The organism is Bradyrhizobium barranii subsp. apii, assembly GCF_011516635.5.
In the GTDB taxonomy this organism is placed as follows: domain Bacteria; phylum Pseudomonadota; class Alphaproteobacteria; order Rhizobiales; family Xanthobacteraceae; genus Bradyrhizobium; species Bradyrhizobium barranii.
Genome location: NZ_CP096255.1, coordinates 4984390 through 4999504, shown reverse-complemented (window position 1 = coordinate 4999504; position 15115 = coordinate 4984390). Strand labels below are relative to the sequence as shown.

Below are 15115 nucleotides of genomic sequence, written 5' to 3'. Positions count from 1 at the left end.
CGCCCAGCTCAATCCGTCAGGTCGAGCCGCATGAACTGGTTGTGCCGGCTTGCCTCATAGTCAGCGAACGGCGCGCAGGAGACGAAACCGGCGCTGCGGTAGAGCGAGATGGCGGGCGCGTGCAGGGCTGCCGTGCCTGTCTCCAAGCTGAGGTGCACGTAACCCCGCCTGCGGGCCTCAGCAGCGCCGGAATTCCGCGCTCTCGCGCGGTTCACCGGCTTCCCTCTTAGCCACTAAATCTTGCGATCCAGCGGAACCGTGACGCCCACATGTGGTGACATATGCAGCCGGGTGTCAACGATTCGTTGCGGGCCGGAAGCGGTATTCCCTGTGGAATGCGGGAGTTCCCGCCTGGCTCGCGCAACCCTTGGGATGACGCACATCCAGCATTACGCGTTCCGCATCGCGCGCCCGAACGGATCGACCAGGCGGACGATCTCGCAGGCGGCGACGAGGCCGGCGAGCCAGACGGCGCTGGTCAGCCCGATGCGCGTCACGATGGCCGCAGTGAACGCGCCCTCTCCGCGAAGGAACGGCGTCGCGGCAAGCAGCGCGAGCTCATAGGCGGCGTAGGCGGCGACGAGCGCGATGGCCAGCATCAGCGGCGTGCGGCCCTGCGGCAGCAGGCGGAGAACGGTCGATGCCGCTGCCGTCGACAGCAACGCGGCAGCACCGATGACAAAGCCCCAGGCGATGGTGCTGCCATCGATGGGATAGTGCAGCACGCCAAAGCCGATGGTCTGGTTCACGAGCCAGGCGCCGGTGACGACGAGCAGCGCCGGACGCATCGGCAGCATCGCGGCGGCGACGACGGCGAACGCCGCAAACGGCGTCGCGCAGGCAAGCGCGAAGCTCGCGAGCGCGCATGACACCGTCAGCAGTGCAAAGCAGAACATCGGCGCGAGGCGCGACGCGACCGGATGAAGGCGGAAACGGTCGGCGTGGGGCGGCAGGATGGTGACAGTCATGGAACGATCTCCTTGTGGGATTTGTAGCACAATTTTGCTGGAACGCGGCATCACGTCTGACTCAGTGAAGAGCCTCCATGGGATCTTCAGTCTCGGCTGGATCGCGCCGGTCGTAGGCGGCAAGCCAGGCGGCGAGTGTCACGGTGTGCGGCTCCTTGGCCGCCAATTGGCGCAAGGCCACGCGAACGGTGGCGCGCGCCGTGCGATCGGGCGGAAGCGTCGCCGTCTCAGATCCCCGCCCCTTCGCGACCGCCTCGACCACGGCCCTCTTGCACGCCGTCAGCTCCGGCAGCCCATAGAGTTCGAGCAGCGCCTGGAAGGCTGCGTGATGATCCGGCCGAAAAGCGCGCTTGCGGCCGAGCTGATCGCGGAGCGGATGGGCCGGATAGAGATGCGCGCAGGGGATCCACCCCTCAGGCAGCGGCTCGGTGGCGGCATGGGTGCGGCGATGCGCAAGCAGCTTTGGCAGGACGTGGGTGTGCGGGCCGTCAGGGCTTTGCCCGCCCGGCGGCGGGATCGGCTGGAATACCTCGGCGCGCCCGATGCGGCTGATGAAGACGCGGTGCGGATTGGCGGCCAGAATGATCCGCATGGCGTCGCTTTCGGGCGCGAACACGGATTGGCCCGTGCGGCTCCTGAGCGCGGCGACGGCATCGGCATCGCTGACACGGATGCAGGCGTCGACCTGCAACGTTCCGAGGCCAAGGTCGAACAGGATGCCGCTGCGATCCCTCGTCAGGAGCGCCTCGATATCCGGACCGAGCTCGGTCAGCACGGTACGACCACTCATGGCGCTGGCTTCATGCGGAAGACACAGCGCGATGCGGTGGCTCCAGCTCTCCGTGGTCGGCGATTCCGATGCGATCAGGCGCAGATCCGGGTGGGAGACAACGCGTATCCCACCCTTCTGCGTCACGGCGCTGATCCCGTTGCGAGACTGCTCCATATCGAAGGCCTCACCGGGCTCGCGTGTGAACTCGGCAATGGCACCGAACGTGCCGACGCTCCAGCCGGCCTCAGCGTCGGCAAGCTGGCTTGCGATCAGGTCCATGAGCGGATCGGCCGTCGTCATGAGGCTTCTCTCTCTCGCTATCTGACGTCGTAATTCGCCAGGCGAATGCCGCCATAGACGCCCAGTCCCGGCTGCAGAAAGCCGGTCGGATTTTGATAGTGCACATTGGCGAGATTATCGACCCGGCCGAACACCTTCACCTGGTCGGTGACCAGATATTCGGCTGCGACGTTGACGACAGTGTAGGCCGGAGCCAGCAGACGCAGAATGCTGAAGTCGCGGTTACCATCGACGAAACTCCCGACGTGCAACACGGTTGCGGAAAGTGTCAGCGGATCGATCGGATTCCAGATGACATTTGCGCTCCACTTCTCCTTCGGACGCCTCAGCAGCTCCAGTCCCGCCGTCGCATCCACCGCGCGGGTAAAAGTGTAGTCGGCACGAACGCGAAGCCGGTCCGTGATCGCAGCCGCGACGAAGCTCTCCGTGCCCTCCGTGATCGCCTTGCCGATATTGGTGTTGGTGCTCGCGAACGTCACGGGATCGAACGTGCTCTGGATCAGGTCCGTGATGTTGTTGCGGAAGTAGGTCGAGCCGAAGCGAACGCGATCGCCAAACAAGGGTTGCTCGAAGCCGGCGTCATATCCGACGCTTTCCTCGGGCCTGAGGTTGGGATTTGCAAAGAAGAAGAACGCGGGAAAGCTCACGTAAAGCTGGTTGAGCGTGGGCGCCTTGAACCCCGTGCCGTAGCTTCCCTTGAACTTCGTATCCGTGACCGGCACGATCACGGCAGACGCCAGACGAAAGGTCGGATGCTCTCCAAACCGCTCGTTGTCGTCCTGCCGGACGTTGGCCGTGAAGAAGACTCGATCCCGGAACTGGGACTGCAGCTCCATATACCCGGCCTTGTTGACGTTTTGCGCCGAGACCGTCGCCGTTTGCAGTGTTTCGGTCTCATGCTCCGCACCAATGATGACATTGTTGTTGGGCGCGAGCTGGGTCGTGGTGTGCCAATCATACTTGACGCGGTCGCCGGTCGTGATCGTGGCCATCACGTCGCCGGGCGAGATGTTGTAGTTCCAGTGATTGGTGTAGTTGACGCCGAAATAGCTTTTCATCCGGTCGTCGAGAGCGGACCAGACCGCCTCCCCGCGCGTGAAGAGCTGGTGCACCGTCTGCGTGCTTTGCGCGGCCGCGGGAAAGCTCGCGGATGTGACGGGATCGAAGGTGTCTCCGGTAAAGCGCAGGGTAGCGTCGGTGTACCGCGCCACGCCATTGAGCGTCAGGTTTTCGCTCAGTTCGGCGCCAAGCTTCGTCGAATAAGTCATGTTGTCGTAGTTGTTGCCGATCGCCTTCTGCCCCGGCGGCAGCAATTCGACCGGCGTCACCGGCACGTCGTTCGCGTGGAAATGCGCGACGTTGAAGGCATAGTTGAAGTGGTCCTGTGAACCGCTCAGACCTGCAGTTTGATTGAACGTTCCGAACGAGCCTCCCTCGACCGAGCCGGTGGCGCGGGCGGGACCGTCGCCCTTCTTCGTCACGATGGAGATCACGCCACCCAGCGCGTCTGCGCCGTAGAGACCGCCCTGCGGACCGCGCAGGACTTCGATCTGCTGAATGTCGGAGGTGAGCAACTGGCCGAAATCAAACGAACGGTTCGGGTTGCCGGGATCGCTGACATCGATGCCGTCGATCAGGACCTTGGTGTGGTTGGAATTCGTTCCGCGCATGAAGATCGACGTCTGTCCCCCCGGACCGCCGGTCTGCACGAGGTTCAGGCCAGGAACCGCGCTCAGCGCATCGGATGCGGTCCGGCGCTGATCGCGCTCCATGTCTCTGGCGGTCAGAACCGTCACCGAGCTCGCAACCAGATTGGTCGGAGTGACAACGCCCGTCGGACTGACGACGACCGTCGGAAACAGGTTGGCCGCGGATACCCCGGCAACCGGGGGCGACGCCGGCACCAGCTCGGGCTTCGGCAGCCGAGCGACGCGCCGCTGCTCGGGCTGGTCGGGCGCAGGCCGCGCGGCTCGCGGCTTGGCCGCACGCTCGGTCGGCGCGACCTCGACCGGCGGCAGCAGATCGGTCGATGCCGACTGCTGGGCCTGGGCAATGGACAGATCGAGCGAATACAGGGAAACGAACGCGACAACGCCGGCGCGGAAGCGCCTGGCGGCAAAGACAATACGGGACACTCTTGTAACCTCGGTATGACGTCAGTGGCACGTCACAGCGAACGAGGTTTCACGGCGGAGCGTTCGATTGCTCCCGTGAAGCTAATGTCTGTACTCCCCGACCGACATCTTCGCGTGTGACCACGGCTGACGGCAGGTCTCCTGGCTCGCGGGTCGTTACCTTACGTCGCCTTCCCAGGACCGAGATTCCCAGTGGCATATGACGAAAGATTCACCGCTTACAGTTGCGGGGGCAGCCGTGGCGTTGAGAATATCCCGGTATCGGGAAAACCTCGCACGACGTTCCCTTTTGATCTCCGTGAGGAGAACCGTCACCGGCCAATCTACGGGGCGGGCAAGCGGAGAGTCAATCGGCCGGTTGCATGACGGGCCAAGCACCGCACCGGAGATTGAGCCGGCGCAATCAGGCCGGCTCCCGCTCCGAACGCGTCCTGATCACCGCCAGCTCGCCGGCATCGACGAGCTGGCCGATGCCGGTGCGGCCCGTGAGCGCGCAGCGGATGATGTTCTCGGCAACGGACCTGCGAAAGCAATGGTCCTCGCCGACCGGGCGATTGCGGCAGACCCGATCCAGCGCCAGCTTCATGTTGATCCGGGTGCGGGTGTCGAAATGCTCGCTGATCATTCGCAGGGCCTCGGTGCGTTGATGTCGGAGCGGAAACGCGTCGGCGTAGGCTGGGTTCCAAAAACGGACCGCGCAAGGCGTTGCGCAGAGCCGACTACGCCCGATCTCTTGGTCCTGTGACGGGCGGGCTACGCCCGACCTCTTGGCCGCTGGGCCTGAGCCCAGGCCGCGGTGACATCGCGCAGCGGAGCGTCGATGCGCCGGATCGGGGTCAGCTCACCGGAGGCCGAGATGATGGCGGTCTCCTCGCGGCGACAGCGCGGGCATACGAAGCGGACCTCGTGCGGCGACGCCGACCAGCTCGAACGTTTGACGTTGGCCGCCATCGGCCATGCATCGCAATGCGAGCAGACACCAGGAACCGACCGGGATCGAGCATACCCATTCCATAGGACTCCGCGTCCTGCCTGCCCCTTCAATGACTAACCCATGTGAATCGTTCCGGTGCCCGAGCACCCTCAGCGCTAGCTCCAGCCAGCGCCGCCGCTCAGTGGGCACCCTTGAGGGTGCATGACGTGGTGCAGGTGACGGTGTTGCCGTGGTCGCACGCCTTGCAGGCGGCAACGCACTGGTTCATGTCGCGGGGATTGTAGGAGCTGTAGTTCCGCATCGCACAGACCGGGGTCGAGCCGGTGATGTCCTGCTCCTGGTTGCAGGCGGCCGTCATGAGCGCGAAGATGAGGACTGCGAGAAGGCGCATGGGATTGCCCTGGTGAGGAGCGGCAAAGCGACGTCAGCGAGATGCGCTGCACCGCAACGGACCTCGGCATTCCCAATGCGAGCAATCATGATCGCGACGCTCGCATCCTCAAAGGATGCGCGCCAAACATTAAGAACGGATTGCAGGCGGCGTCAGGCCGCGGCCTTGGTCGCGATCGCCTTCCGCATATCCACCGCCAGCTGACGATACTGCTCCGAGAGTCTCAGATAGAACTCGCGCTTGGTGCTGTCGGTGGCGAGCTTGGCAATCAGCTCGCATTCGGCGGTGAGCGTCTCGAACCGTTCCAGCCTGTCATGAAGTTCTGTCATCGGCGTGTCCCCATCAAACGCCACAAGGGACGTCAAACCTAAGCCTGAGAAATAGGTCACGGCGAACATCGTTATCGAGTAGAAACGTTTTTTCCAGCAAGGGCGGTGCAAGCCCAGCAAGAACAGCTATTTCTGCTCCAGCCGCCAGGCGCCGTCCCAATTGGCGTCCGGCGGATTGGCCTCGAACTGCGCGATGCGGCCGAGCAGCGTGCGCGAGGGACCGTCGCCGGGCACGGCTTCGAGCGCTGCATTGAACGCGGCGCGAGCCTCGTCGAAGCGCTGCGCGCGGTAGGCGGCGAGGCCTTCGGCGTAGCGCGCGCGCAGGCTCTCCTGCGGGACGCTGAGCCCGTGCGCCTTGCTCATCACCTCGAAAATGGCCTGCGATGCGCTTTGGCCGGCCACCGCCAGACGATCGATCTCGCGCAGCTCGAGGTTCGAGCCGATCGCGTCCGCCGTGGCCTGCGCGATCAGGATCCGCGTGCCGTAGATCTTGTTGACCAGTTCGAGCCGCGAAGCGAGGTTCACGGCATCGCCCATCACGGTGAAGCTCATCATCAGCTCGGAGCCGATGCTGCCGGTCAGGACCTCGCCGGTGGCAATCCCGATGCGCAGATCGCAAGGGCCTGGCATGGCGCGGATGCCGAGCAGGTCAGGCAATTGCTTCTGCAACGCCGGCACCTCATCGGCCATGTCGATGGCGGCGTAGCAGGCGAACAGCGCCGGCTCGTCCTCCTCAATGAAGGGAGGGCCCCAATAGGCCATGATGGCATCGCCGATATATTTATCGATGACGCCGCGATGGCTCCGGATCGGCGCGGACATCACCGTGAAATAGTGGTTCATCACCTTGACGAGGCCACGTGGGGTCATGCCCTCGCTCATCGAGGTGAAGCCGCTCATGTCGGAGAACATGATGGTCATCACCCGGCGCTGGCCGTCGATGGCAACCTCGGGCCGGTCGATCAGCCCCTGCGCCACCTTGGGATCGATATAGCGGCCAAAGGTCTCACGAATCCGCTCGTTGTGCCGCAGCTGCTCGATCATGCGATTGAAGGCGGCGGCGAGTTCGCCGATCTCGTCCTGGGTCGAGACCGTGATGGCCTTGTCGAAGCGGCCCGCCTCGACCTCGCGGGTGCCGGCGAGCAACAGCCGCACCGGTCGCGTGATGCCACTGGAGACGAGGAGCGCGAAAGCAAATCCGACCACCGCCGCGAGGATGGTGACGATGCCCGAAATGATCATCGCCTGGTGCTGGCGACCGATCACTGTCGCCGTACTGGCGAAGACCTGCTTCAGCATGTCGGCGCGGATCGCGTCGATCTTCTGGTTGAACTGGTCGCGTATGGTGTCGAGATGCTCCAGGGTCCCGCGCGCCTCCGTCATCTGCTTGCCTTCGACCTGCTTGAGGAGTTTTGCGTGGTCCTCATTCATGTCGTGACGCAGCTCGGTGAGAGCGGTTTCGATGCGGGTCTCGATCCGCGCCAGCCCGGCATTGTCGGAAGGCGTCCTCTTGTCGTCGATGATCGCGTTGATGTGCGTGCGCGCGGCCTCGCCTTCCTCGTCGATCTTCCGATCGGCCTCCTCGAATTCGCGCAGGCGCGCCGCATAGGCCTCCTCCTCCGAGGGTGCCTGCATCTTCATCATGACCATCCGCCGCAGCGCCACCGAGCGCTCCAGCGAGCGGATGTTGGCGCGCGCCAGATGGCCGTAGGCCGGAATGTAGCGATCGGTCAGCTCGTCGAGCAGGACGCCGACCTGGCTCGACATCACCATCGAAAGAATCGCGGTGACCAGCATCAGGACGATCAATCCGAGGGCGATCCCGACGATCTTGCGCCTGATCGACTGGTTGAAAAGTGGCATGAGCGGTGGGGGTAAGAGCTGAAAGGACCGGTTGGGAACTCAATACACCGGTTTTGGCGGCGGGAACACGCGCAATCTGGCCCTTGCGACGCCCCTGACCGCGCGCAACCGTCGCGCGAGCCCCATTCGTTAACAAAGGTTGAAGACGTTACCCTTTCCGCCATTTCGGAAGTTCCCGAGTTCCCATCGGTATTTTGCCGCATTGTTGAAGGAGCGTGAGGACTGCGAAACGATGTCGTGGCATCGTTTTGGGTGTCGTCTTTGATTCTCAAGCCGCATGTCGTCGCGGACCTTGGTTTGTAGTGGTTTCGCAGGGGGACCATCGAATGAACCAGTGCCTACGCTCGCTCGCGTGTGTCATTGCCGTGGCCGCATTGGCCCTTCTTCCTGCCGAGCTGGCAGCGAAGAGCAGTCACAAATCGTCGGCGTCAAAGAAAACGCATGAGACGAAAGCCGGCGGCAAGCAGCGCCATGTTGCGGTCAAGTCGCGCCATGGCAAGCACGCCGAGGCCAAGCGCAAGTCGAAGAAGGACGACGAGCCCTCGGACAAACAGGCAGCCCCGCCGCTCACCGGCGACCTCGCCGCGCTGAAGGACGCCATCGATCTCGCGCGCAAGGGCAAGACCGAGGATGCGAGCGCCGCGCGCGACCGCATTGCCGATCCGGCCGGACAGAAGCTCGCCGACTGGTTCCTGCTGCGCCATTCCGAGAGCACGGCACCCTTCAAGCGCTACGCCGCCTTCCTCGCCGCCAATCCGGACTGGCCGAGCAGCGCCCTACTCCGCCGCCGCGCCGAAGCGCGGCTGTGGCAGGAGAAGAGCGACGCGGCGGCCGTGCACAAGTTCACGATGGACCGGCCGACCAGCGCCAAGGGCAAGTTCGCGCTCGCCCGCGTGCTCCTGAGTGAAGGCGACAATGACAGGGCTACGCGCCTGGTGCGCGAGGCCTGGCGCACGGACGAATTGTCCGAGCGCAGCGAGGAGGATTCCTACGAGGCGTTCCGCGATCTCCTGACCGCTGACGATCATCGCGCCCGCATGGACAAGCGCCTCGGCGCCAAGGACTACGCCGGTGCAAGGCGCGCGGCCAAGCGGCTCGGCGAAGACGCGCTCGCGATCGTCAAGGCCTGCTCGGCGGTCACCGGCAAGGCCAACAAGGCCAAGGATTATCTCGAGGACGTCTCGACCGAAGCACGCCGCGATCTCGGCTACGTCCTCTGCCGCGCGCAGTGGCATCTCCAGAACGACCGCATCGACGACGCCGCCGAGGTGATCCTGGCCGCCGCGCCCGACACGATGGTGGCCCAGGACACCGATGCCTGGTGGCGCGAGCGGCGCCTGCTCGCGCGAAAGCTGCTCGACCAGGGCAAGTTCAAGACTGCCTACGACGTGGTGCGTGCGGCGGCGGTGCCCGCGATGGAAGTCTATCGCGTCGACTACCACTTCATGTGCGGCTGGATCGCGCTGCGCTATCTCGACGATCCCAAGGCGGCCATGGTGCATTTCGCCGCGATCGACGAAGGCTCGGCCAATCCGATCGCGCTGTCGCGTGCGCATTACTGGCGCGGCCGCGCGGCCGAGGCGATGGGGGCGACGGCGGATGCCCGCATGAGCTATCAGGCGGCGGCGCGCTATCCGACCGCCTATTACGGCCAGCTCGCACGCGCCAGGCTCGGCGTCGACGGGATCGAGCTGCGCCCGCCCTCGCCCGTGCTGGCCGCGGCCGACACGCAGCCCGCGGACGAGCGCGTCCGCGCCGCCGAGATGCTCTACGGCATCGGCGAGCGCGACATGGTGTTCTATTATGCCGAGGATCTTGCCAAGGAGAGCACCGACGTCGCAGCGCTGGAAGCACTCGGCGAACTCGCCGGCCGGCGCAACGATGCGCGCGTGATGCTGGAGGTCGGCAAGTCGGCGCTGGCGCGCGGGCTTGCGCTCGACCATTACGCCTTCCCGACCATCGGCATTCCCGAGCACAAGCAGGTCGCGCCAGCGATCGAGACCAGCGTGATCTATTCGGTGGCACGCACCGAAAGCTCGTTCGACCAGCGCGACAAGTCTGCCGCCAACGCGGTCGGGCTGATGCAGGTGACCCCGGAGGCGGGCCGCGATACCGCAAGACGCTTTGGCCTGACCTATGACTGGGACAGGATGGTGTCCGATCCCGTCTACAACACGCAGATGGGCGCGGCCGAGCTCAGCGCGCTGCTGTCGGAATATCGCGGCGACCAGATCATGACCTTCGCGGGCTACAATGCCGGCCGCGGCCGGGTGCGCGAATGGGTGCAGGCGCGCGGCGACCCGCGCGACCCCAAGGTCGATCCGGTCGACTGGGTCGAGCGCATCCCGCTGTCGGAGACGCGCAACTACGTCCAGCGCGTGATGGAGAATGTGCTGGTCTACCGCGCCCGGTTCGAGGGCAGCGGCACAGCCACGGCGAAGTCCGAGCAACGCGTCACGACGCACGAAGTCAGCGCGGCACCCACGGCAGCGGCCGCAGCCGCCGCGCCCTAGCTTCGCAACGCCGGGGCTGGACGCGGCGCGAAGCTGGATGCAGTGACTGCGGCCGCCGACTCTGCGCGGCCCGCATCGTTAGGCTAGCCGTCACCTCCTTCCGTGGTCAGAAGGTTCGTGCGCGCGCAGAAATGCTTCCGTCAGCGCGCCCGAGAGCGCGCCGAATTGCATCATCCAGCTCCAGCTCGAAATGGCCGCCAACACCGTGACCATCTCGAGCGAACTGCGGTAAGGCCAGAGCGCTTCCATGCTCGTCTGCTGATACCGGCGGTAACAATCATACTCGCAGTACTGCCGTTGCGTGGACACATGCCGGACGTAGCTCGAGCCCAGCGGCCGGGCGCACGCGCTGCAAGTAACGCCATGGCGCGGTTGGTCCTGGTTGACGAGCATGAATTTCAACGTCCTGTCCTCCCCTGCCAGCAGTCGCATCGGCCGATGCGCTTCGCCCACCCGTCAGCTCAAGACGCCGCTTGCGCTCGCCTCTCGATCAACGGCGCCGCTTCGTGATGGAGCGCGTAACACTCGTAGCCGCAATAGGGCAGCAGCGTCTTCGCGTCGCGCAGATAACCGCCGCTGATCTCCTCGCAGCACCATAGACAGAACGTCTTGCGGAAAGGGGTCCTGCCGTTCACCAATATGAATCTCACGTGGCACCTCCCAACGCGAAGCAGTAGACCGTGTCGACCAGAGAGGCGGACGGCGGCGGCGCGCAAAGATGGTTGCGGCCGTCGGGATTGTCCCTGTTTCGCTCGACCTTCTGGGATGGAATGAGGATGTACTTCCCGTCTTCCCGGCGCCGCGCGTAGATCCGGCCGTCGACGTATCGCACCTCGGTCGGGTAGCCATCCGCGCTGTTGCAGCAGCTGAGCACGGGATTATCGGGCATGTGCCAGCTGGAATAGAACCTCTCGTGCAGGAGCTGATCCTGGAGCGGATGATGACGATGTGCACCATCCTGTCCGAGCTCGTCGGCCTTCACTCCCGTTACCAACGGAAGCGGCAGCGCGATCATCAAGAGGAGCTTGCAAGCACGGTTCAGCACGCAGCCTCCGGTTCAGAATTGCCGAATGGAGCCGATCGAAGGGCTAGTCCTCATGCCGCTTGAAATCGAAACAACCATCGGCGGTCGCGTTCGCGGCGCGCCCTGAAGCGATCGAGACATTTTCTGGAGCACAGCGGCGCTCGCCACGAATAATATCGGATCAGGCCAAACTTGCCGCTACAGACTGCGCAAGCTTTTACGGCAGGGCCACGCTCGGAGTGTTCAGGCGTATCGCACATCATGCTCTCCTCCCGGCTCTCATGGTCGTGGCTTCGCGCGTACGCTGACGCCCGACCATCCACGCTCGTTACTGAAATGCGGCCTCTCAATCGCGACCAGCCAAGCGTGCGGCAGGTCGGGCAATGGACGCGGAGCCATCAGCAGCACATCGAGCCAATCGCCGGCTTGTGGCCTTGCACATCGCGTCCCTTCGATGGTTGTGAGACTAGTCCGCATGCAACGGACGACTCAATTGTACGGAGGTAAATGTGCGCTATGACTTGGGATGCGCGAGCTATACGTAGGTTTGTCCCGTAGTTTTCCGGGCCTTCGCCGCACCTTCGCAACGAGACGGCGCAAGGCCGGCAGGCTGCACGGCTGCCGCGAGTTTCGGCGCGGAGTCTACTTTGGTCGGAGGGAATTGCTCCCCTGATTGCAAAGTGCTCTACTTGCTTCGACCCCTGCGAGCCGGGACGCCCGCGATGATGCCTGGCCAAATCGCGAAATTTGGTAATTCGGCCGCACAATTGCTGCTCGGCGGCCTCGCGGCGCTTCGATCTTTCGGCACCGGCGAGAAGGACAGTTCCGCGGTCGGTGATGACTCGCGACAGGACATCGTCGATCTACGCGACGCCGTGAAGCAGTGGCGCGAGGTGTTCGAGCATAATCCGGTCATGTATTTCATGGTCGATCCGGCCGGGACGGTGCTCAACGTGAACACGTTTGGCGCCGCACAATTGGGTTACACGGCGACCGAGTTGACCGGCCAATCCGTGCTGAACGTCTTTTTCGAGGAAGACCGCGACTTCGTCCGTCAATGCGTAGGGTTGTGCCTGGAAACCGTGGACCAGTCGCACACCTGGGAGATTCGCAAGATCCGCAAGGACGGCTCAGTTCTCTGGGTCCGTGAAAACGCCAAGGCGATGCTGCGCGGCGACGGCACGCCGGTCGTGCTGGTCGCCTGCGAAAACATCACCCAGCGCAAGGAGGCGGAGGATGCGCTGCGGCAGAGCGAGGCCTACCTCGCCCAGGCTCAGGAACTGAGCCGCACCGGCAGCTTCGGCTTGAGCCCCACGACCGACGAGATCTTCTGGTCGAGGGAAACGTTTCGCATTTTCCAATGTGACCCGGCCATGCAGCCGAACCTGGGCTTCGTGTTTCAGCGCATCCATCCGGAGGACCGCGATGCGGTCCGCAAGACCCTTGATCGAGCTTTCCGCGAGGCGGAGGATTTCGACCATGAATATCGCCTGTTGATGCCGGATGGATCCATCAAATATCTCCATTCCGTGGCACGCGCGGTGAGACGTGCATCCGGGCGCATCGAGTTCGCCGGCGCTGTCACCGATGTCACGATTGCAAAGGAAACAGAGAAGAGGCTGCGCCGCAGTGAGGCCTATCTGGCCGAAGCCCAGCGCCTCAGCCATACGAGCAGCTGGGCCTGGGACGTGCGTCGTCAGGAGTTTGCCTACCGATCGGCTGAGCTCTACCGCCTGTTCGGATTTGAGCCGGACCAGATCGATGTCCCGGCGCGGGCTTTCCAGCAACGGATCCTCGCCGATGACTTTCGACGAATTGCCGACGTGGAACGTCGCGCAATCCACCAGGGGGAGCCCTTCGAAATCGACTTTCGGATTGCGCGTCCGGACGGCTCGATACGACGTGTCCATACGGAGGGACATCCCGTGAAAGGCGGCGATGGCGATGTGATGGAAATCATCGGCACGCACGTGGACGTCACCGAGCAGTTCGCCGCAAAAGAAGCACTGCAAAAGGCCTTTGACGAGCTCAAGCAATCCGAGCAGCGCTTCCGCGACTATGCCGAAACCGCATCGGACTGGTTTTGGGAGACCGGGCCGGATCACCGCATCACCCGGATATCGGAACACGCCGATACAGCCAGTCCGGTGCCGACCGGCTTGATCGGGCTGACCCGTTGGGACATTCCGCCCGATGCCGAGTTCGAGCCCGAGAAATGGGAGCAGCATCGCGCGGCGCTCGATGCCCACCTTCCGTTCCGCGACCTGGTTTACCGCAGCAGGGATCGCAACGGATCTCAGATTTACGTGCGTACCAGCGGCAAGCCCTTCCATGACGAGAATGGTAACTTCCTCGGCTATCGTGGCGTCAGCAGCGATGTGACGGCGGCGATCCGCACCGAGCAGGCCGAAGATGCCCTGCGCAAAGCGCAAGCCGAGCTCGCTCATGTCACGCGCATCACGACGCTCGGCGAGCTCACCGCCTCGATTGCCCACGAAATCAACCAGCCTCTCGCCGCCGTCATTTCCAATGCCGACGCCTGTATCGGTTGGCTCGGCCGCGACCCGGCCGATCTCGACGCTGCGCGCCGTTCCGTCGAATGGATCGTCGAGGACGCCAATCGGGCCAGCGAGGTGATCCGCCGGATCCGGGCGCTCGCGAAAAAGACCGAAATCGAGATGGTCCCAGTCGACATCAATCAGGTCGTGAGGGAGGTGATGGCCCTCGTTCGGCGCGAGCTCGCTACCCATGCCGTGTCGGTGCGGATGGAGTTGTCGTCGGGCCTGCCCAACATTTGCGGCGATCGGATCCAGCTCCAGCAGGTGCTGATCAACCTCGTCATGAACGGGATCGAAGCCATGCAAGCCAATGTCGAGCTCCCGCGCGAGCTGGCAATTCGCTCCAGTCGAGACGGCGACGAGCACCTGCTTCTTACCGTGACGGATCGCGGTCTCGGCCTTGACAGCGACGTGACAGACCGCATGTTCATGCCGTTCTTCACCACAAAGTCGAGCGGCCTGGGGATGGGACTATCGATCTGCCGATCGATCATCGAGGCTCACGCGGGCCGGCTTTCGGCATTCCCAAATGAGGGGAGCGGTGCAACATTCCAGATTGCCCTGCCCTTCCCACACGAGGCCGCGTCGTGACCGACCACGCCAAGCCAACGCAGGCGCAGGCACAGGCGGGGGCCGATGATCCGATCGTCCTGATCGTCGATGACGATCCGTCGATGCAATGCGGCGTGCGCTCACCAATCTCTTCCAATCGGTCGGCCTCAGGGTGGAGGCCTTCGGCTCGGCGGCGGAGGTCATGGAAGCCAAGCCGCCGGTGGTCCCCAGTTGCCTCGTGCTCGACATCCGCCTGCCCGGCTCGAGCGGCTTCGACCTCCAGGCGGACCTCGTGAAGGCCGACATTCGCACGCCTATCATCTTCATCACCGGTCATGGCGATATCCCCATGACCGTCCGGGCCATGAAGAGTGGCGCCATCGATTTTCTGACCAAGCCGGTGCGCGACCAGGACATGCTGGACGCGGTCCAGGCTGCGATCGAACGCGATCGCAAGCGGCGCGATGCCGAGAAGTCGGTGTCGAGCGTGCGGACTCGCTTCGAAGGCCTGACGCCGCGTCAACGCGACATTCTCGCCCTGGTTGCGTCCGGCCTGATGAACAAGCAAGTCGCTGCCGAGCTTGGATTGGCTGAGATTACCGTCAAGATCTATCGCGGGCAGATCATGCGGAAAATGGGTGCGAAGTCATTGGCCGATCTCGTCAGAATGACCGAGGTGCTCGGAATTCCACGCCCGGGGGGAAAGGTGCAAACCTAAGTATGCTTTCCAAGGTCGCTCCGGGGGCCCATTTTCCGATGGGCGGCTGCGCCGCGCG

13 protein-coding genes, 1 pseudogene and 1 riboswitch are annotated in these 15115 nt (G+C 64.0%); of the genes and pseudogenes, 3 read left to right on the top strand and 11 right to left on the bottom strand.

Going from position 1 to position 15115, the window contains the following annotated elements:
* Window positions 1-8: 8 nt before the first annotated feature.
* The 9 genes from HAP41_RS23730 to HAP41_RS23690 all read right to left on the bottom strand — a co-directional run bounded on the left by HAP41_RS23730 (window position 9) and on the right by HAP41_RS23690 (window position 7692).
* Window positions 9-158 carry a hypothetical protein gene (locus HAP41_RS23730; protein ID WP_224580761.1) on the bottom strand — a complete coding sequence of 50 codons (150 nt, stop codon included), beginning with the start codon at window positions 156-158 and terminating at the stop codon, window positions 9-11.
* Window positions 159-389: 231 nt separating this feature from the next.
* Window positions 390-968, bottom strand: coding sequence for a hypothetical protein (locus HAP41_RS23725; RefSeq protein WP_166096808.1), 579 nt, complete (start codon window positions 966-968; stop codon window positions 390-392).
* 61 nt (window positions 969-1029) lie between these two features.
* Window positions 1030-2040: a DUF6925 family protein gene (locus HAP41_RS23720; protein ID WP_166096810.1), complete on the bottom strand. Its 1011-nt coding sequence runs from the start codon at window positions 2038-2040 to the stop codon at window positions 1030-1032.
* Window positions 2041-2057: 17 nt separating this feature from the next.
* Entirely contained in the window at window positions 2058-4175 is a 2118-nt protein-coding gene (locus HAP41_RS23715; protein ID WP_166096813.1) for a TonB-dependent receptor plug domain-containing protein, read from the bottom strand.
* 114 nt (window positions 4176-4289) lie between these two features.
* Window positions 4290-4503, bottom strand: a riboswitch (cobalamin riboswitch).
* A gap of 75 nt (window positions 4504-4578) precedes the next feature.
* Window positions 4579-4800 (bottom strand): hypothetical protein, encoded by a 222-nt coding sequence (locus tag HAP41_RS23710; protein WP_166096817.1) that lies wholly within the window; start codon window positions 4798-4800, stop codon window positions 4579-4581.
* 128 nt (window positions 4801-4928) lie between these two features.
* Complete coding sequence (locus HAP41_RS23705) at window positions 4929-5126, bottom strand: hypothetical protein (RefSeq protein WP_224580762.1); 198 nt, start codon at window positions 5124-5126, stop codon at window positions 4929-4931.
* 161 nt (window positions 5127-5287) lie between these two features.
* A complete protein-coding gene (locus HAP41_RS23700; protein WP_063983092.1) occupies window positions 5288-5500 on the bottom strand; it encodes a hypothetical protein in 213 nt (70 codons plus the stop codon).
* A gap of 152 nt (window positions 5501-5652) precedes the next feature.
* On the bottom strand, window positions 5653-5889 hold the full coding sequence (locus HAP41_RS23695) for a hypothetical protein (protein WP_166050005.1): 237 nt from the start codon (window positions 5887-5889) through the stop codon (window positions 5653-5655).
* Between the two features lie 66 nt (window positions 5890-5955).
* Window positions 5956-7692, bottom strand: a complete 1737-nt coding sequence (locus tag HAP41_RS23690; protein WP_166096820.1) for an adenylate/guanylate cyclase domain-containing protein — start codon at window positions 7690-7692, stop codon at window positions 5956-5958.
* A gap of 326 nt (window positions 7693-8018) precedes the next feature.
* Between HAP41_RS23690 and HAP41_RS23685 the strand changes: the two genes are divergently transcribed.
* A complete protein-coding gene (locus tag HAP41_RS23685) occupies window positions 8019-10205 on the top strand; it encodes a lytic transglycosylase domain-containing protein (RefSeq protein ID WP_166096829.1) in 2187 nt (728 codons plus the stop codon).
* 90 nt (window positions 10206-10295) lie between these two features.
* Here the strand turns inward: HAP41_RS23685 and HAP41_RS23680 are convergent, their stop codons facing one another.
* Both HAP41_RS23680 and HAP41_RS23675 read right to left on the bottom strand, forming a co-directional pair.
* Window positions 10296-10598, bottom strand: coding sequence for a hypothetical protein (locus HAP41_RS23680; protein WP_175618423.1), 303 nt, complete (start codon window positions 10596-10598; stop codon window positions 10296-10298).
* A gap of 253 nt (window positions 10599-10851) precedes the next feature.
* The gene (locus HAP41_RS23675; RefSeq protein WP_224580763.1) at window positions 10852-11250 is read right to left on the bottom strand and encodes a hypothetical protein; all 399 of its coding nucleotides are present in this window, start codon (window positions 11248-11250) and stop codon (window positions 10852-10854) included.
* Between the two features lie 701 nt (window positions 11251-11951).
* On the opposite strand from HAP41_RS23675, the gene HAP41_RS23670 reads away from it, so the two are divergent.
* Complete coding sequence (locus tag HAP41_RS23670) at window positions 11952-14378, top strand: PAS domain S-box protein (protein ID WP_085404625.1); 2427 nt, start codon at window positions 11952-11954, stop codon at window positions 14376-14378.
* Window positions 14375-15057: pseudogene (locus HAP41_RS23665) on the top strand (response regulator transcription factor). Before HAP41_RS23670 ends, HAP41_RS23665 begins: the two are co-directional and overlap by 4 nt.
* The last annotated feature ends 58 nt before the right edge of the window (window positions 15058-15115 follow it).